Annotated in this window: 21 protein-coding genes; 4 read left to right on the forward strand and 17 right to left on the reverse strand. The window is 66.4% G+C overall.

What is annotated here, in order from left to right:
* Positions 1–40: 40 nt before the first annotated feature.
* Positions 41–784, forward strand: coding sequence for a hypothetical protein (locus JHC99_RS10770; protein ID WP_292154104.1), 744 nt, complete (start codon positions 41–43; stop codon positions 782–784).
* A gap of 19 nt (positions 785–803) precedes the next feature.
* Here the strand turns inward: JHC99_RS10770 and JHC99_RS10775 are convergent, their stop codons facing one another.
* The 3 genes from JHC99_RS10775 to rplU all read right to left on the reverse strand — a co-directional run bounded on the left by JHC99_RS10775 (position 804) and on the right by rplU (position 2,430).
* Positions 804–1,337 carry a GNAT family N-acetyltransferase gene (locus JHC99_RS10775; protein ID WP_292154106.1) on the reverse strand — a complete coding sequence of 178 codons (534 nt, stop codon included), beginning with the start codon at positions 1,335–1,337 and terminating at the stop codon, positions 804–806.
* Between the two features lie 161 nt (positions 1,338–1,498).
* Positions 1,499–1,798 (reverse strand): 50S ribosomal protein L27, encoded by a 300-nt coding sequence (rpmA, locus tag JHC99_RS10780; protein ID WP_292154108.1) that lies wholly within the window; start codon positions 1,796–1,798, stop codon positions 1,499–1,501.
* A gap of 86 nt (positions 1,799–1,884) precedes the next feature.
* Complete coding sequence (gene rplU / locus JHC99_RS10785) at positions 1,885–2,430, reverse strand: 50S ribosomal protein L21 (protein ID WP_292154110.1); 546 nt, start codon at positions 2,428–2,430, stop codon at positions 1,885–1,887.
* A 210-nt stretch (positions 2,431–2,640) separates the two neighbouring features.
* On the opposite strand from rplU, the gene JHC99_RS10790 reads away from it, so the two are divergent.
* Positions 2,641–4,065 (forward strand): cyclopropane-fatty-acyl-phospholipid synthase family protein, encoded by a 1,425-nt coding sequence (locus tag JHC99_RS10790; RefSeq protein WP_292154112.1) that lies wholly within the window; start codon positions 2,641–2,643, stop codon positions 4,063–4,065.
* Here JHC99_RS10790 and JHC99_RS10795 read toward each other — a convergent pair.
* The gene (locus JHC99_RS10795) at positions 4,062–4,628 is read right to left on the reverse strand and encodes a YqgE/AlgH family protein (RefSeq protein ID WP_292154113.1); all 567 of its coding nucleotides are present in this window, start codon (positions 4,626–4,628) and stop codon (positions 4,062–4,064) included. The genes JHC99_RS10790 and JHC99_RS10795 overlap by 4 nt on opposite strands.
* Before the next feature lie 124 nt (positions 4,629–4,752).
* Between JHC99_RS10795 and JHC99_RS10800 the strand changes: the two genes are divergently transcribed.
* Entirely contained in the window at positions 4,753–5,235 is a 483-nt protein-coding gene (locus JHC99_RS10800) for a peroxiredoxin (protein WP_292154115.1), read from the forward strand.
* Between the two features lie 158 nt (positions 5,236–5,393).
* On the opposite strand, the gene JHC99_RS10805 is transcribed toward JHC99_RS10800, so the two are convergent.
* The 5 genes from JHC99_RS10805 to JHC99_RS10825 form a co-directional block, all read right to left on the reverse strand.
* Positions 5,394–7,442: an ATP-binding protein gene (locus JHC99_RS10805; RefSeq protein ID WP_292154116.1), complete on the reverse strand. Its 2,049-nt coding sequence runs from the start codon at positions 7,440–7,442 to the stop codon at positions 5,394–5,396.
* A gap of 64 nt (positions 7,443–7,506) precedes the next feature.
* Positions 7,507–8,547, reverse strand: a complete 1,041-nt coding sequence (locus JHC99_RS10810; protein WP_292154118.1) for a quinone-dependent dihydroorotate dehydrogenase — start codon at positions 8,545–8,547, stop codon at positions 7,507–7,509.
* On the reverse strand, positions 8,544–8,891 hold the full coding sequence (locus JHC99_RS10815; RefSeq protein ID WP_292154120.1) for a DUF952 domain-containing protein: 348 nt from the start codon (positions 8,889–8,891) through the stop codon (positions 8,544–8,546). Before JHC99_RS10815 ends, JHC99_RS10810 begins: the two co-directional genes overlap by 4 nt.
* Positions 8,888–9,400, reverse strand: coding sequence for a histidine phosphatase family protein (locus tag JHC99_RS10820; protein WP_292154122.1), 513 nt, complete (start codon positions 9,398–9,400; stop codon positions 8,888–8,890). Before JHC99_RS10820 ends, JHC99_RS10815 begins: the two co-directional genes overlap by 4 nt.
* A 34-nt stretch (positions 9,401–9,434) precedes the next feature.
* Entirely contained in the window at positions 9,435–10,169 is a 735-nt protein-coding gene (locus JHC99_RS10825) for a methyltransferase domain-containing protein (RefSeq protein ID WP_292154124.1), read from the reverse strand.
* Between the two features lie 50 nt (positions 10,170–10,219).
* Between JHC99_RS10825 and gloB the strand changes: the two genes are divergently transcribed.
* Entirely contained in the window at positions 10,220–10,948 is a 729-nt protein-coding gene (gloB, locus tag JHC99_RS10830; protein ID WP_292154126.1) for a hydroxyacylglutathione hydrolase, read from the forward strand.
* Here the strand turns inward: gloB and JHC99_RS10835 are convergent.
* From JHC99_RS10835 to JHC99_RS10865, 8 genes are all read right to left on the reverse strand, one after another.
* Complete coding sequence (locus JHC99_RS10835) at positions 10,945–11,700, reverse strand: DUF4908 domain-containing protein (RefSeq protein ID WP_292154128.1); 756 nt, start codon at positions 11,698–11,700, stop codon at positions 10,945–10,947. The genes gloB and JHC99_RS10835 overlap by 4 nt on opposite strands.
* A 75-nt stretch (positions 11,701–11,775) precedes the next feature.
* Positions 11,776–12,501: an acetoacetyl-CoA reductase gene (phbB, locus tag JHC99_RS10840; RefSeq protein WP_271145318.1), complete on the reverse strand. Its 726-nt coding sequence runs from the start codon at positions 12,499–12,501 to the stop codon at positions 11,776–11,778.
* 91 nt (positions 12,502–12,592) lie between these two features.
* A complete protein-coding gene (locus JHC99_RS10845) occupies positions 12,593–13,162 on the reverse strand; it encodes a hypothetical protein (protein ID WP_292154131.1) in 570 nt (189 codons plus the stop codon).
* A 151-nt stretch (positions 13,163–13,313) separates the two neighbouring features.
* Positions 13,314–14,522, reverse strand: coding sequence for a type II restriction endonuclease (locus JHC99_RS10850; RefSeq protein ID WP_292154133.1), 1,209 nt, complete (start codon positions 14,520–14,522; stop codon positions 13,314–13,316).
* On the reverse strand, positions 14,522–14,986 hold the full coding sequence (locus tag JHC99_RS10855; RefSeq protein WP_292154134.1) for a very short patch repair endonuclease: 465 nt from the start codon (positions 14,984–14,986) through the stop codon (positions 14,522–14,524). The genes JHC99_RS10850 and JHC99_RS10855 overlap by 1 nt, the downstream gene beginning before the upstream one ends.
* Positions 14,979–16,178, reverse strand: coding sequence for a DNA (cytosine-5-)-methyltransferase (gene dcm / locus JHC99_RS10860; RefSeq protein ID WP_292154136.1), 1,200 nt, complete (start codon positions 16,176–16,178; stop codon positions 14,979–14,981). Before dcm ends, JHC99_RS10855 begins: the two co-directional genes overlap by 8 nt.
* Before the next feature lie 93 nt (positions 16,179–16,271).
* Positions 16,272–17,000 carry an HNH endonuclease gene (locus JHC99_RS18815; RefSeq protein WP_366927787.1) on the reverse strand — a complete coding sequence of 243 codons (729 nt, stop codon included), beginning with the start codon at positions 16,998–17,000 and terminating at the stop codon, positions 16,272–16,274.
* Between the two features lie 204 nt (positions 17,001–17,204).
* A partial coding sequence (locus JHC99_RS10865) for a hypothetical protein (protein ID WP_292154138.1) occupies positions 17,205–17,311 on the reverse strand: 107 nt, incomplete at its 5' end.

A 17,311-nucleotide genomic window follows, 5' to 3' on the forward strand; every position in this document is an offset into this window, starting at 1 on the left:
GACCATGATCGTCTAGGGTCCAACTCGGGGGAGTTTGGACATGACCACAGCGGCTGAACCACGCGCTTCCGCCAAGCCGCGATTGCCTCGCGACCGGATGTTCTTCACCACCATGGCCATCATCGTGCTGATCAGCACGATCGCGGGGTTCGCGCCGAGCTACTATCTGCGGGGGACCCTCCCCCCGGCCCACCCTTACGAGCCGCTGAATCTGCTGGTCCATCTGCATGGACTGGTCTTCTCCCTTTGGATCCTGCTTTTCGCGGTTCAGGCGGGGCTGGTCGCCAGCGGGAAGGTCGCCGTCCACAGGAGGTTGGGCGTCGCAGGCGTGGTCCTGATCACCTTGATGATTCCGCTGGCGATCCTGGTCGCGCTGCACGGCGTCCACCGGCCGCTCACGGCACCGCCCGGGATTCCGCCGCTGTCGTGGCTGGCGGTGCCGCTGCTCGACATCCCCGTCTTCTGCGGGCTGATCGTGGCGGCCTTGGCCTTCCGCAGGACACCGGCGACACACAAGCGGCTGATGATGCTGGCCATGTTCGACATGCTCCAGCCCTCTCTCGGTCGGATGACACTGCCGATCGATCAGCCGTTCAAGGGGCTGCTACCTCTGCTGTTCGTCGTCGCCCTGGTCCTATGGGATCTCTACACGCTCAAGCGTGTGCATCCCGCGACCCTGATCGGCGGACTGGTCGCGGCCGTGGTCATGATCGCGACCCCGATGGTCTGGATGACCCCGGGCTGGCTGGCTTTCGCGGGATGGGCGGCCGGCCTCGTCGGCTGACCTCCCGACTGTCCACGCGTCAGGCGAGCCAGACCATCATCCGCGTGTCGGTGGGTTCGCCCCGTGCGCGGCTGAACTGACGCCGGGTCTCGCCGGTGTACAGGAAGCCCGCCTTTTCCAGCACGCGGCCTGACGCCGGGTTGTCCGAGAAATGGCCGGCCATCAGGGCCCGCCTGCGCCACTTGCGGCTGGCCCAGACGGTAGCGGCCTCCAGCGCCTCGGTGGCAAAGCCCCGCCCCCAGAACTCGCGCCCGATCCAGTAGCCGGTCTCCGGAACCCGGTCCCCGCTCTCGAACAGGCCGATCACACCGACCGGCCCCGCGTCCTCATGCTCGATCAGGAAGGTGTTGGCCCGCGCCGGGTCCTGGCCCGCGACCGAGATCACGAAATCCTCGGCGTCGCCGGTTCCGAACGGATGGGGCATCCGGCAGGTCATGCGCGCGATGTCGGGATCATTGGCCAGGGCGGCGATCCGGGTCACGTCCTGGGGCGCGGGCGCGCGCAGGACCAGACGCCGGGTCTCGATGACCGGGGAGGTTTCGATGATGCACATGGACGTCGCCTCAATCTCGGTCCGCCTCCTTGGAGGGCTCGGGCGGACTTCGAGGCGGGGAAACGCAAACGGGGAGCCTGTGATCCAGACTCCCCGCGGAAAATTTCCCTGGTCCGGATCGGCTGCTGTTTCAGCAACACGATCCGGGATTTCCAGTCGTGTTACTCGGCGGCGAGCGCCCCATTCTGAGTGAGAGCGGCATCGTCGTTCGCCGGAAGGATCGACACGTAACAACGGCCGTTGGCTTTCTTGGTGAATTTCACCGCGCCATGCTCGAGGGCGAACAGGGTGTGGTCGCGGCCCATGCCGACGTTGTCGCCGGGGTGGAAGGTCGTGCCGCGCTGACGCACGATGATGTTGCCGGCCACGACCTGCTCGCTGCCGAACTTCTTCACGCCGAGGCGCTTGGAATGGGAGTCGCGACCGTTACGCGACGAACCACCGGATTTCTTGTGAGCCATGGGTTTGCTCCTCTTTCTTTACGCTACCGGCCCTGAGGCCTGGTTGAGCGCGTCTCGTGGGGTCGCGCTGGGTAGCGCGGTTGTTCTTAGGCTTCGTCGGTCTCGGCGGGCTTGGCAGCCTTCTTCGCCGGGGCCTTCTTGGCGGGTGCGGATTTCTCGACGACGACGGCGTCGACCTGGGCGCCGTCATGATCGGCGACGACGGTTTCGGTCGAACCCAGATCGGACGTCGCTTCGCGCTTGGCCAGGCCACGGGCACGCAGGTTGATCTCGGCCTTGGTCATCAGGTTGACCGTGCCGTCCCACTTGGCGCTCTCGCCGGCACCTTCGATGCCGGTGATCTGCAGGACCGATTCCATCTGGCGATGGCCGTTGGTGCGGCGATAGCCCTGACGACGGGTCTTCTTGAAGATCTTGATCTTCTCGCCCTTGCGGGTTTCGATCAGGGTCGCGCCGACGGTCGCGCCGTCGATGAGCGGAGCGCCCAGCGTGACGCCATTGTCGCCGCCCAGCATCAGGACGCTGTCGAACTTCAGTTCCTGGCCAGCGTCGCCGTCAAGCTTTTCGACAACAATCGTGTCGCCCGGTTGGACCCGGTACTGCTTGCCGCCGGTTTTGATCACCGCGTACATGTTGAGCCTCAGCGTAACGCAAAAAAGATAGCGCCCGCCGGGTGACCCCGCGGGCGAAGAGCGGCGACATATACGGACCGACCCCGGCGAGTCAACGCAAAAGGCCCGGGGCGTGGCCCGAAAACAGCCTCTCCGTCTGAAATGACACGACTCTCTAGCCCGTCCGCGCTCCGCCGTGCAAAGAGCAGTCAGGCCATAGAGATATCAAGCATGACCCCCGATACCGACAAGAGACTGGTCGCCGCGCGCCGCATCACGGCCCATGTCGCCGACCTGCTTCAGGCCGACCTGTCCCTGCGCCTGTGGAACGGCGAGGTCCTGCCGCTGGGTCCGAACGCTCGCGACGACATCCAGATCGTCATCGCCCGGCCGTCGGCGGTGCGCCGGCTGATGCTCAAGCCCGGCCTGATGACCCTGTTCGAGATGTTCGCCACCGGCGACATGCGGATCGAGGGCGGATCGCCGCTGGACGCCGCCGACCGCTGGGACCACGGCCGCGCCATCCACCTGGCCAAGCGGGCCGACAAGCGACTGATCGCCAAGGCCGCCCTGCCCTTCCTGTTCGACGGCTCGGACGCTGGCGCGACCCAGTTGCCCGAATGGGACAAGACCGGCAACGACGGCATCGGCGCCGACAAGTCGGGCCGCAGCGACAAGGACTTCATCCAGTTCCACTATGATGTCGGCAACGACTTCTACGCCATCTTCCTGGATCCGGAGATGGTCTATTCCAGCGCCTATTTCACCGACCACGACGCGACGCTTGAGGCCGCCCAGGAAGAGAAGCTGGACCGGATCTGCCGCAAGCTGCGCCTGCAGCCCGGCCAGAAACTGCTCGACGTCGGTTGCGGCTGGGCCGGCCTGTCGTGCTGGGCCGCCAGGAACTACGGCGTCACCGTCCACGGCGTGACCCTGTCCCAGGCCCAACTCGACTACGGCCGCGCCAAGGTCGAGCGCGAAGGCCTGTCGGACAAGATTACGCTCGAGCTCAAGGACTACCGCGACGTGGTCGGCGAATACGACGCCATCAGCCAGGTCGAGATGTTCGAACACGTCGGCTTCGCCAACCACGAACGCCACTTCCTGGAGATGAAGCGGCTACTGAAACCGCGCGGCCTGTATTTCCACCAGGCCTCGGTGCGGCGCGGCGGGCTGAACCCGATCAAGGCCACCAACACCACCAAGGTCATCACCCGCTTCATCTTCCCCGGCGGCGAACTGGACACCATCGGCATGACGGTGACCAACCTGGGCCGTCTCGGCTTCGAGACCCTGGACGTCGAAGACATGCGCGAGCATTTCGAGCTGACGCTGAAACACTGGGAAGACCGGCTCTATGCGCGGCGCGAGGACGCCTATGCCATGGTCGGCGAGGCCCGGACCCGGCTGTGGCTGATCTATTTCGCCCTGTTCAAGAAGAGCTTCGAGCGCGGCTCGGTGCTGGTCTATCAGACCGTGGCCCAGAAGCGCCGCCCCGGCCCGTCCGGCCTGCCGCTCGACCGCGCCAGCCTCTATGCGCCGAGGAAGACGCCGGTCGTGGCGAAGACCGCCGTCACCCCGGTCAAGCGCAGCCTGAAGACCAAGGTCGTCGACGCCATCGCCAAGGCGACCCGGCCGCGCAAGCCGAGGGTCTAGGCCCGCCCCGCCTGTCCCGACAACATCCCCGCATCGACGCCGAGGCCAGCCAGGGCGCGGGCCCATTTCGTCTCGTGGTCGGCGTCGAAGATGACGTCCATGTCGGCGTCGGCGGTCAGCCAGACGTTCTCGCCCAGTTCGTCCTCCAGCTGACCCTCGCCCCAGCCGGCATAGCCCAACAGCAGGGTCGAACGCTTCGGCCCCGCCACATCGGTCATGGCCAGAAGCGCGTCCCGGGTCCCGGTCATGGCCAGGCCGTCGACGAAGGGCACGCTGGTATCCCGGTTCATCCAGTCGTCGGTGTGCAGGACGAAGCCCCGTTCCTTGTCCACCGGCCCGCCGACCAGCACTGGCCGCCCCGCCGCACTGTCGGGCGCCGGGATCTCCAGTTTCGAGAGCACCGACTTCAGGTCAACCATCGGTGCCGGCCGGTCGAGCCTCAGCCCCATCGCGTGTCCCGGCTCATGCACACAGACCAGGATCACCGCGTGCTCGAAACGCGGATCGCCGATACCGGGCATCGCCACCAGCAGCCGTCCCACGAGCGAGTCGAATTCAGCCATGACCGTATGATTGGCGCCCATCCCGACTTTCGCAAGGCGTCATGACGCGCTTGCGGGCTTGGCGGCGGCATCCGGCGCGCCTATCTGCGATCCGCCAACCATTCCCACAGCCCCGGAGCCTTCCATGACCATCCAGATCGGCGACAAGATCCCCACCGCCACCCTCGGCACCCCCACGGCGGAAGGCCCCAAGCCGATCACCACCGACGAGATCTTCAAGGGCAAGACCGTCGCCCTGTTCGCCGTCCCCGGCGCCTTCACCCCGACCTGCTCGGCCCGTCACCTGCCCGGCTATGTCGACAACGGCGCGGACTTCAAGTCGAAGGGCGTGGACACCATTGCCTGCCTGTCGGTCAACGATCCCTTCGTCATGGGCGCCTGGGCCAAGGCCACCGACGGCGCCGAGGACATCCTGATGCTGGCCGACGGTTCGGGCGACTTCACCCGCACCCTGGGCCTGACGCTGGACGCGCGCGGCTTCGGCATGGGCGAGCGCTCGCAGCGCTACTCGATGCTCGTCAAGGACGGCGTCGTCACCGAGCTGAACATCGAACAGGGCGGCGAGTTCAAGGTCTCCGCCGCCGAACACCTGCTGGCCCAGCTTTAAGTCAGGGCGCTACCGCTCGCGACGCGGTCGCTCCCTGCTTGAGCGCATCTCCTCCCTGTCGCGAAGCGATGGGGAGGTGGATCCGAGCCTCTTGGCGAGGAGACGGAGGGGGAGACTCGGTGCCTGATCGGAGCGACAGGCCCGCCCACGCCTACAACTCAGGCCGCCACGGTCTCCACGGCATCGTCCTGATCCGCCCCGGCCGACAGCACCTTCTGCAGGGCACCCAGCAGAGCCGGCGGGGTCAGGGGCTTGGAGACGAAATAGGTCATGCCGGCCGCCATACAGGCGGCGACGTCGTCGGGGCTGGTGTCGGCCGTGACCGCGATTACCGGCACTTCGGCATTGATCCCGCCACCCGCGCGCAGTCGCCGCGTCGTCTCGCGACCGTCCAGTTCGGGCATCCGCACGTCCATGAAGATGACGTCGAAGGCGTCGACCTCGCACAGTCTCAGCGCCGCCATCCCGTCCGCCGCCGTGGCGATATCGCAGCCCAGCGGCGTCAGGATCAACTCGACGGCGCGGCGATTGATGTCGTGGTCGTCGACCACCAGCACCCGCAGGGGACGATCCGCTTCTTCATCCAGAACATCGGCAGGAGCGGCCTCGATCACAGGGTCGGGCGCAACCGCCTCGACGTGAACCGCCGGTACCCGGTCCGGCCCTCCGAGCTGTCCCAGGATCTCTTCCAGGCTCGGCGAAGCTGCCGCTGCGGGCAGGACCACGGGCTGCGGTGAGGTCGCGACCTCGGCTTTGACGGGCTCAGCGACAGCGGCTGGCGCGGTCACACGCCGCTGCGCCGCGCGCGAGGCCGCGATCAGGTCGGCTGAGATGTCGGCGCGGGTCTCCGCGTCCAACGGCGCCATCGCGGAAATGTCATGCGACGCCTCGCCGAGGACCAGCGACAGGGTGAAACAGGCCCCCTCTCCCGGCGCGCTGCGCGCGGTCAGCCGTCCGCCCATCAGCGAGGCCAGTTCGCGGCTGATGGACAGGCCCAGGCCACTGCCGCCATGGCGCGCGCTGATCCCGTCCGCCGTCTGGTCGAAAGCGGCGAACAGACGGCCCATCTGGTCGCGCGTCATCCCGGGGCCGGTGTCGGCGACCTCGATCAGCAGGGCGTGACCCGAGGGTTCCTCGGGCCAGGCCTTGAGCCGCAGGGTGACCGAACCGGTCTCGGTGAACTTCAGGGCATTGGAAATCAGGTTGTTCAGGATCTGGCGCAAACGCATTGCGTCGCCGCGCGCCATGGCCGGCATCTCGCGGGCCCCCTCGACACGCATGCTCAGCCCCTTGGCCCGCACCGGACCCGTCCACAGACGCAGCGTCTGGGCCAGCATGGCGCGCAGGTCGAAATCCTCGGCCTCCACCGTCATCCGCCCCGCATCGAGCTTGGAGTGGTCCAGCAGGTTGTCGAGCAGGGCCTTCATCATCAGGCCGGCGTCGGTGATCAGGGCCGCGTGGGCGCGGGCGCTGGCATCGGTGGCGACCCTGTCCATCTCGGCCGAACCGGTCAGGATGGCCCCGATCGGGGTGCGCAGGTCGTGGCCGATCGCGGCCAGGAACGCGGACCGGCCGGCCAGCGCGGCCTCAGCCTGTTCGCGACGCTCCTCGGCGATCCGGCGCGCCTGATTCTCGGAAACGTAGGCCTTCTCGATACTGCGCCAGGTCGACAGGCAGTAGGCCCCGAAGACGCAGATCGCGATCACGGAGGCGGTGACGAAGCTGGGTGCCGCACCGTTGAACGTCATGAACACCGGCGTGGCCAGCAGATACAGGAACTGTGGCGTAATGGTCAGGGCCAGCACCGTGGCTGAACGCGGCGAGTTGACCACCGCATAGATGGACCCGGACGCGAGCACGATGGAGGCGCAGACACCGCCCATCACGCCGCCGGTCAGCCACAGGATCACCGACAGACTGCCGAAGCTGGCCGCGTTCATGAACAGGATTACGCCGCCCAGCGCGATCCGCCAGATCGGCATCCGGCCCACGGTGGTCTTGGTGATCGGCGCGAAGATCATCGCATCGACCAACTGAACGGCAAAATAGAAGACGACCCAGGGGATCGACACGGTCCACCCCAGGATCGGGGTGAAGATCAGGGCCGTCGCGGCCCCCATTCCCATGCGTTGAACCAGGGCCTTGCGACGCTGGCGCACGGCTTCGGCCCAGTTGTCGGCGGTCGTCTGGATCGTGACCTCCGTCATGCGTGTCCTCACCGGCCGTTTCGGCCCCTTGGAGGCAGTATGGCCGAGTGGCCCTAACGCTCCGTCAACGGCCGGCGCGAGAGGCCTCGAAAGCGGTCGCAAACCCGTCGGCGCGCAGGCGTGCGGCCAGATCGCGCTTGATGCGACCGACCAGTCCGGGCCCTTCGTAGACCAGGGCGGAATAGATCTGGACCGCTGCCGCACCCGCCCGGATCCGCGCATAGGCGTCCTCGCCGGACGCGATCCCGCCGACCCCGATCAGGGGCAGACGACCCGCCGCCGCCTCTGCCGCCGCACGGAGCGCGGCCAGGGCGAACGGCTTCAGCGGCGCACCCGACAGCCCCCCAGACTGTCCGGCATCCGGCGACGTCAGGCCGGGCCGTTCCAGGGTAGTGTTCGACACGATCAGGGCGTCGATCCCGTGGGCCAGGGCAGCTTCGACGATCATGCCGATCTCGGCCGATGTCAGGTCGGGCGCGATCTTGAGGAAGACCGGCACCCGCCCGCCGTCAGCACCCCGCGCCTCCGCGACCCGGCCCAGCAGGTCGTCCAGCGCCTCACGCCCCTGAAGCGCCCGCAGGCCGGGGGTGTTGGGCGACGAGATATTGACCGTGAAGTAGTCGGCCAGGCCATCGAGCCTTTGCAGGCCCGCGACATAGTCAGCCGCCTTGTCCTCGGTATCCTTGTTCGCCCCCAGATTGCCTCCCACGACCACGCCCGGCGGCCGGTCGGCAAGCCCAGCCGCAAAGGCTTCCAGCCCGCGATTGTTGAAACCCATCCGGTTGATCACCGCCCGGTCCTCGCTCAGCCGGAACAGGCGTGGACGCGGATTTCCCGCCTGGGCCAGGGGCGTGACCGAGCCGCATTCGATGAAGCCGAACCCCAGCCGCGACAGCCCCTTCAGGGCCTCGGCATTCTTGTCGAGTCCGGCCGCGAGACCGACCGGGTTGCTCAACTCCAGCCCGGCGATCCGCGTCGCCAGGATCGGGTCGTCCGCCCTGGCCCGGGGCAGCGGCAGGGTCTTCAGCGCCGTGATCGCCCAGCCGTGCGCGTCCTCGGGATCGAGCCGCCGCAACGCCGCCGCGCCGAGATCGGACAGGCTCACGCCTGATCCTCGAACTGCACTTCGCCGTCTGGACTGACGCCAAACCCTCGCCGCTTCGTCACGGCTGCGATCGGCAGGGGCCCATAGATGTGCGGGAACAATTGTCCGCCGCGCGACGGCTCCCACACCACCGTCTCACCCAGGGTCGTGAGGTCCACGCTCAGGCACAGCAGGTCGGCGCGTCCGGCGTAATGCTTGCCCGCCGTCTCGGCGAACTGATCCTCGGTCGACAGATGGATATAGCCGTCAGCGTGGTCGACCTCCGACCCTGCATAGGCGCCTGCCGCGACGATCCCGCTCCATTCGTCGGCCCCGATGATCTTGTAGGCCGTGGTTTCGCTCATTCGTCGGCACCGCCGCCGAAGGCCTTGGGCGTCAGATAGCCGTCATAAACGCAACGGCCCGCGACATCGACCTCGAACACCGCCGCCGCTGCCGTGGGAAAGCCCGCCGCCATCCGGTCCAGCACGCTGGGAGAGGCCGCGCTCTCGACGAGGTACTCATGCGCCAGCAGATGGACGCCCGGATTGTGCGCCAGCACCAGCAGACACCCCGCCTCCTCCTCGGCGCCTTCGACGAAGCGGCGGATCACATCGGCCGTGGCGTTGTAGAGGTCGGGCATCAGCCGCACCTCGACGTCACCGAACGCCTCCTGCAACAGGTCCCAGGTCTGGCGCGTGCGGGTCGCGGTCGAGACCAGGGCCAGATCGGGCCGCAGTCCCTTCTCGAACAGGACCCGCCCCATCAGCAGGCCGTCCTCGCGTCCCCGGGCGGTCAGGGCGCGGTCCCGGTCGTGGCCCGAGGCCGCCGCCCGTTCGGTCTTGGCGTGTCGCATGAGAATGAGGCGGTGCATGACTTGGCCTTTAGCCCACGAATCGGGGGCGCGGCTAGAAGTGCGGCTCGCGACCGGCCGGTTGAGGCACCAGATCGGGCGACGCGACCCTGACCCTGGCCGTCGATCCTGATGGCCGGACCCGCGCATAGGCCTGGCGCGAGGCCTCCAGCAGGATCAGCCCCGCGGCCCCGGGCGCCACCATCCCGCCCATCTGCTCGATGCCGTCGGCCAGCCGCAGCAACGGGGTCCACGGCGGCGTATAGAGGGTCTGTGACCAGGCCGTCGGCTCCAGCCCCACCTGACGCACCAGTCGTTCCAGCTGCCGTCGGGTAAAGGGTCGTCCGTGACCGAACGGCGTCGCCTCGGCCCGCGCCCACAGACCGCCGCGTGCCGCAACGGCCAGGATGATCCGCCCCGCCGGGGCCAGGGCCCGCACCGCCTCGGTCAGCAGGGTCTCCGGATCGTCGGCCTCCTCCAGCGCGTGGATCAGCAGGATCCGGTCGAAGGCCCCGGCCGCGAACGGCAGCCGCTTCTCGTCGACCAGAAGGGTGCGGTTGCGCCCGGCGGCGGGCCACAGCTCGACCCCCTGCCCGCCCGGCATGGCCGCCACGATCCGGCGCGCTCCGACGAAGGCGTCCAGCCACGGCGTCGCATAGCCGATCCCCAGGATGTCGCTGCCCACGGCCTCGCCCCAGGCGTCATCCAGCCGCCGCGCCACCAGCCGGCGCACCAGCGCACCTGTCGGCTCGCCGTAGAAGGCGCGAAGATCCTCGATGCTGCGACGCATGGGGCGCACTATATGCCAAACACCCCCACGCCGTCGCCCGGAGAAACCCCATGGCCCTGACCGTCCACATCTTCCCGGTCCTCAGCGACAACTACGCCTTCCTGCTGCGCGACGACGCGACCGGACAGGTCGCCACAGTCGACACGCCCGACGGCGATGCCATCCTGGCGGAACTGGAGCGGCTCGGCTGGGGGCGGCTCGACCTGATCGTGAACACCCACTGGCACCCCGACCACGCGGGCGGCAACGCCACGATCCAGGCCGCGACAGGTTGCCGGATCGTCGGGCCCGAGGAGGTCCGCCGCATCGCAGCCGTCGATCAGGTCGTGACCGGCGGCGACGTCGTCATGCTGGGCCAGACCCGGTTCGAGGTGACGGCGGCCCCCGGCCACACCCTGGGCCATATCCTCTATCGCTCGGCAGCCGACGACATCGCCTTCGTCGGCGACACCCTGTTCCCGCTGGGTTGCGGTCGTCTGTTCGAAGGCACGGCCGAGCAGATGTGGTCCAGCCTGTCGGCCATCGCCGCCTGGCCCGACGCCACGGTGCTGTACGGGGCCCACGAATACACCGCCGCCAACGCCCGCTTCGCGCTGTCGATCGACGACCGCCCCGAGATGGCCGACCACGCGGCCGCCATCTTCGCCATGCGCGAACGCGGCGAGTTCACCGAGCCCACGGTCCTGTCGGTCGAAAAGGCGTTCAACCCCTTCCTGCGGGCGCGGGACGCCGACGACTTCGCCGCCCGCCGCGCCGCCAAGGACGCCTTCAAGGGCTAGTCGCGCAGCACCGCGCGGATGATCCGGGTCGAGGACGGACGCCCGGTGATCCCCTGGTTCGGCTGCACCGTGACCCGCAGGTCGCCGTTGACATAGGCGACCGAGGCCGCCCGCCCCTCGGTGATCGTCACCGACTGCAGGCCATTCAGCTGGACCCGCGTCGTCGGCGACCCGGCCATACGCAGCACCGCGTCGGTCGAGACCATCAGGGCGTCGACGCACAGGGCCTCGTCCCGCTCGCCGTCCAGCTGGACCACGACCAGACGACCCAGGGCGCGGCTGATGGCGGAACTGCGCTGGTACATCAGATTGGCCAGGGCCACCGGCCCCAGCATCGGCCGCTCCAGCGCGGGCGCAGGTCCGGCCATGGAGGCGGGCGATCCGTTCGGGGCCCGCGCCGAATACAGGGTCACCCCCCCATCCGGCGTCACCCTCAGGACCTGGGCCCCGCCGTCGTTGCGATAGATGATGTCCCCGCGCGGCGCCGCATTGGGCCGCAGGGCCCAGACCTCGTTGCGGCTCTGGAACCGGAACAGCGGCCGCGCCCCCGACCGGTCGAAGATGAAGGTCTCGCCGCTTTCGGACACATAGCGGCCGGTCGGCGGCTGGGTGCGGTTCGGGCGGGGGATCGACCGGTTCTGCTCGGCCTGGGCATTGGTGCGGACCTGGGCCGCCGTCGGCGTGGCCACGGACGCACAGGCCAGCACGGCGACCACGGCGGCAAACGCCATCGTCGCCGGAGCGGGCGTCAACGCCGTCTCTCGCCGTGTGAACCTCATGGCCTCACGGATGCGATCGCCACACGGCGGTTTTGGGGCAGGCCGGGCTCAGCCGACCAGATATTGGCCGCCGTTCAGGCTCAGGGTACAGCCTGTGACATATCCAGCACGCTCCCCGGTCAGCCAGGACACCATGTCGGCGATCTCCTCGCCCTTGCCCAGGCGGCCGACGGGGATCTGGGCGATGATGGCGTCCAGCACCTTCTGGTCCATGGCCCCGACCATTTCGGTATCGATATAGCCGGGCGCGATACAGTTGACGGTCACGCCTTTGCGAGCGTTTTCAAGCGCCAGCGCCTTGGTGAAGCCGATCATCCCGGCCTTGGCGGCGGAATAGTTGGTCTGGCCCACCTGGCCCTTCTGGCCGTTGATCGAGCTGATGTTGACGATGCGGCCGAAGTTCCGGTCGCGCATCCCGGTGATCACCTGGCGTGTCATGTTGAACACGCTGTCCATATTGACGCGGATCACGTCGGACCACTGTTCCGAGCTCATCTTGTGGAAGAAGCCGTCGCGGGTGATGCCGGCGTTGTTGATCAGCACATCGATGGGGCCCAGCTCGGCCTCGACGTCGGCGACGGCGCGGGCACAGTCCTCGAACGAGCCGACATTGCCCTTGACCACCATGACGCCCAGCTCACGCGCCGTCGCCTCGGCCGCCTCGGTATTGCCCGAGTATCCGGCCGCCACGGCCATGCCGTCTTCTTTCAGGCGTTGTACGATCGCCTTGCCGATGCCGCGCGTCCCGCCGGTCACCAGAGCCACTCGAGCCATATTGCGTTTCCTGTCCTATGCCGGCGCGGTCTGACGCCCCGCCTGGTTCCCGAAAAGCTCTAGCCCACCGGACGTTGCGCCGAAAGCGGTGTTACGCACGGTGATCGGGGTCTTCGGCCTCGTCCGGCCACGGGTTGATGCCGAGGTGCCGGGCTACGAAGAGCGTAGCCGCGTCCGTCCTGGCCCGGGCCTCCGCGTCATCGGGGCCCCATCGCTGCTCACGCTCACCCAGCCGCCGATAGCTCTCGGCCAGCCCCGCCAACGCCTTGGCCTCGGCCCACAACCTTCCCTTCATCGCCCGCCCCGAGGCCAGCAGCGCCGTCTGCGCCAGCACCCCCGCATCCCCCTCGTCGTCGCTCAGATCGACCCCGGCGAACAGCCGCGCCGCCACCGCCTCGGGGGCATTGCGCCGCGCCTCCTCCAGCTCGGCCTCGCGCGCCAGCGCCTGCCCGATCGCCTGCGCGTCGCCCCAGTCCCGCTTGGTCGCCCCATGCCGGGTCGCGCGCTTCCTGATCGCATGCACCGACACCCGCCACTTCCGCGACAGAAACGGCGCCGTCGCCCCCTCCCGATACTCCTTCAGGATCAACGCCCAGGTCTCGTCCCCGAGACGATAGTGGGCGGGCCGGTCGGCGGCGATGGGCGAGGCTGCGGTGGTCATGCGAGGCAGGATAAGCCAGCCCCGACCGCGGAGACTTCGCTACGCGCGATGCGTTGGCGCGCAAAGGGATGCGACCGGGATTGACGTCAGGTCGAGGGGGATTGGCGAGCCGCCGAGGGTACCTAATCATGCCCCGATCGCGTCCGGTCGGCTAGTTGAGCGCCCGCACTTCGTAAATGAATTGATCGAGCGTGATCAGTTTCGGACGCACACTCTCCGGGAATGCGTCGACCAGACTGGCCGGGATTACAAGTTGGAGCTTCGCAGCCTCCATCTCGGCGAACTGGTTCTCGGACACACCCTCCTGGAGCGTGAGAAGGTGCTTGGTCGGAACACGGTCGGCTTCGTTCAGAACCTGCCTCCACCGATCACGCGCTGTCGTTTTGGCGGCGAGCATGCGGAGCCGCTCTTTCGGGAAGTTCACGTCGCTATAGGCCTGTGCCGAAGGGAACAGGAAGTCGGGCTTCTTGTCGCCTTCCGAGGTCGCTCCGTGGCTGAAATGCTGGTGTTCCACCAACCCTTCTTCGAGGAAGATTTCTCGCGCGTGCAGTTCGAGTGACCGCCCCGATCGAGACTTCCTCCGCTGCAAAACCGTCTGGGCGAGAACGAGAAACTCATCCAGGGATCCAAAGCCGGCGCCGACCTTCGGTCCCTCAAGAGCTTCCTCGACGGACTTGAAGATTTCAAACTCGCATTTGCGGCGACGGATCAATCGGTCATCCGGCGTCTGGCTTTGAAGCCTCTGCAAATCCACCGACCGCTTAACGATCTCGGCGGCGCTCGGGAATCGTTCCAGCCAATGCGGAGGCATTTCTGAAGGTTTCAACGAGCATGAAGTGCGGACCGAGCCGGCGGCGAAAAGGCTGATCGGCTCGCCCGGCCGCCAGGTAATGGCCTTGCCGGGGTCAACCGCGCCGACCACGTCCTCAAACATCTCGTCTTGATAACCGCTACACACCCAGACGTGGATAGCGGTTGCGCCCGAGTTCAGCGCGCCGTTCTCGAACACAAAAGCGGCTAGCGCTCCGGTGCTGTCAGGGTCCAGCAGTGCGGAGGCACCGCCACCCCAACCGGTGACGCGGGTCTCGTCGCGCGTCCCACCCCGTTGGCGGTTATTGTACCAGATCGCTGTGACCGACCGCACCTCGGTCCCGGAATCGACGAACGCATCGACCAGAACCCGAGGGTTTTCGGCTTCGCGATTGTGCAATCCGGGCAGAACGCGAAACAACAGCTCCTTCGGAATGTAAGGTCCGGCCTGATGCGTAGCGTTCGCCAGAGTGTCGTTGGCTGACAGGCGTTTCAAATACCAGATGTGATCCGGTTTGGAGAACTCGGCTATCCAGTCCGGCAGGCTCATCATGGGCATTCTGTAGTGCCTTCGATCTTCAAGCCGGGCTCGTCAGATCGAAGCCACCGACCGAGGCTCGCAACGACATCTTCGAGTTGCAAGCGCCTTTTGCCTTTCAGCGCGCACTCCCAGATGGTGGCGACGCGCCAGCCGGCCTCAGCCAGACGGAGCAAGGCCGCAGCATCGACACTGCAGTTCCGCTCGATTTTCGTCTTCCAGAAATCCGGTCGTGTCTTGGGCCATTTGAACAGATGGCAGCCATGCCCATGCCAGAAGCACCCGTGTACGAAGATCACCGCCCGATGTTTCGGCAGGCACAGATCCGGATTGCCCGGCATGTCCTTGCAGTGGATCCGGTAGCGAAACCCGCGCGCATGCAGCGCTTTGCGGATCATCAGTTCGGGCTTCGTGTTCTTGCCCCGAATGCCGGACATCATCCGGCTGCGGGTCGCCGGGTCGACGACGTCAGCCAACCGCCACCTTGCGCTTCGCAGCCAGCGCCCGGAACAGGTGCGACTTCATATGCTCGGCCACAGCCTTCACGGCCGGAACCACGACCGAGTTCCCGAACTGCCGATAGGCCTGGGTATCCGACACCGGGATGATGAAATCATTCCCTTGTGGCTCATCAAATCCCATCAGTCGGGCGCACTCTCTCGGGGTCAGCCGCCTCGGCGCCTTGCCCTCCTCCTGTTCGATCAGGATTTCGGAGCCGTCCTTGTAGTAGCGGGCGGACAACGTGCGCGCGACATCATCGGGCCCGACCAGACCGAACCCGAAACCATTGCCCGCTGCCTGGTGCTTTTCCTTGTACCGCTGGAGATAGTTCCAGAGGTGGTCGGTCAGGGTGTACTTCTCGGACACCCGGCCGGAGTTTCCGACGGTGAATCTCTGGTCCGGCGCTTCCGATCCGTCGCCGGGATGCAGGATGTCCCGCAGCTTCGGCCTTGCGTCCGGGACCTTCAGGTCGGCGAACCTGAACCCGTGGTCCTCCCGGAAACCGACAATGAAAATCCGCTCTCGGTGCTGCGGCGTCCAGGAACGCCCATCGATCACGCGGTAATCGATTTTGTAGTTAAGCTCCTTCTCCAGGACGTCCTTGATCGTCTGGAAGGTCTTGCCCTTGTCGTGGCCGATCAGATTGCGGACGTTCTCCAGCAGAAAGGCCGCAGGCCGATGATGCGCGATGATCCGCGCCACATCGAAAAACAGCGTGCCCTGGGTCTTGTCCTCAAACCCGTGCGCCCGCCCGAGCGCATTCTTCTTGGACACCCCCGCGATTGAGAACGGCTGGCACGGGAACCCGGCCAACAGCACGTCGTGCGCCGGGATGTCCTCGACCTCGACCTTGGTGATGTCGCCGTTGATCTCGTGGTCGTCGTCCGGGAAGTTCGCGGCATAGGTCTTCTGGCTGTACTTGTCCCACTCCGAGGTGAAGACACACTTCCCGCCGATGGATTCGAAGCCGCGACGCAGTCCGCCGATCCCGGCAAACAGATCGATGAAGGTGAAGTCCGCCGAAGCTTCGCCCTTGTCTCCGCGAACAAGCTTGAGCCTCGCCTGAGCCGGGACTGGCGTCGCCGGTCCGTCGATCCAGCCATTCGCAACCGCCTTGTCGGCTGTCGCCCGGCCCGCCTGTTTCACCATGCTCGCGTACTCCGACACGGTCGATTCTCCGCGTTCACCAAGGATCGCAGACTGCCAGGTTATTGCCAGGAGAACAAGTGGAGAACATACATGCTGGCGGCGATGTGGAAACTACGCGAACGCAATTGATGCCCGATGCCATCCTAGCGCCTCGGCATTAGGATGCAGTTTCGGATCGAGTGGGAGCTTAAGGTTGGTCCCGTCAACGGCCCAAAGCGGCCCATTTTCCGGGGTCGCGGCAACTTTTGGATTCACCCGTATCGTAAGATCAGCATCAACTCTGATCTCACCTTCGTCGAATGCCCAATGGTGCACCCTACACAGGGCCAGTCCGTTCCGGACATCATCCGCCCCCATTTTTCCCCGGGACACGATGTGGGCCGCCTGGACCTCAGAGCGCCCACTTACAAGCCTAGCTCCTAATCCGCAAAAGGCGCACCGGCTGTCGTAAGCATCTATGACTTTAGCAACGAAAGCTCGGGAACGAGCAATCCGTCTGCCCGTCGGCAACCAGACCGCACCGGCATCAAAAAGCTCGAAGGGCTGAGTTAGCCGAGCGTTGAGCTCCGATGTTGCGTTAACAAGGTCAACATCGCTTGGCGGCTGGACCGCGCTTTTTAGCAGGCCAGCTCCACCTACAGCTTGAGGGTTGAGTAATGCAAAGCGAGGCGAATCCTGCGCGACGCGTGTGATCCGGAAGTGGCGAGAACTGCTGACAGATGGCTCGATTAGCAAGAGGTCATCCTCCTGCATAAATTTTCTCAGCGGCTGTACCTCTGAGAGGTAAGTCTCTGCCGGAGAGCCTTGTATCTGGACAACGGCGCCGCCCGCCGAAACCATCACAATCCCAGCTGCATCATCGTTGATGAGGATGACCTCAACGTCCGTTCGACGCCCCGGCTCGCCAGAGGGGTCGGGGAAATACCCACGAACAGGCTTAGTGAGCGTGGGCCCGGAGGTATGCGCGTTGCCCTTATTGGCGTCTGTAAGGGTGAGGCGCTTGAATAGCGGGCCTACGAATTCCTCATCCCCAGCGGCGGCCACTCAATCCTCATCCATCTTCAGCGCGGCGATGAAGGCCTCCTGCGGGATCTCGACCTTGCCGAACTGGCGCATGCGCTTCTTGCCGGCCTTCTGCTTCTCCAGCAGCT

This window comes from Brevundimonas sp. (genome assembly GCF_016463485.1).
Taxonomy (GTDB): domain Bacteria; phylum Pseudomonadota; class Alphaproteobacteria; order Caulobacterales; family Caulobacteraceae; genus Brevundimonas.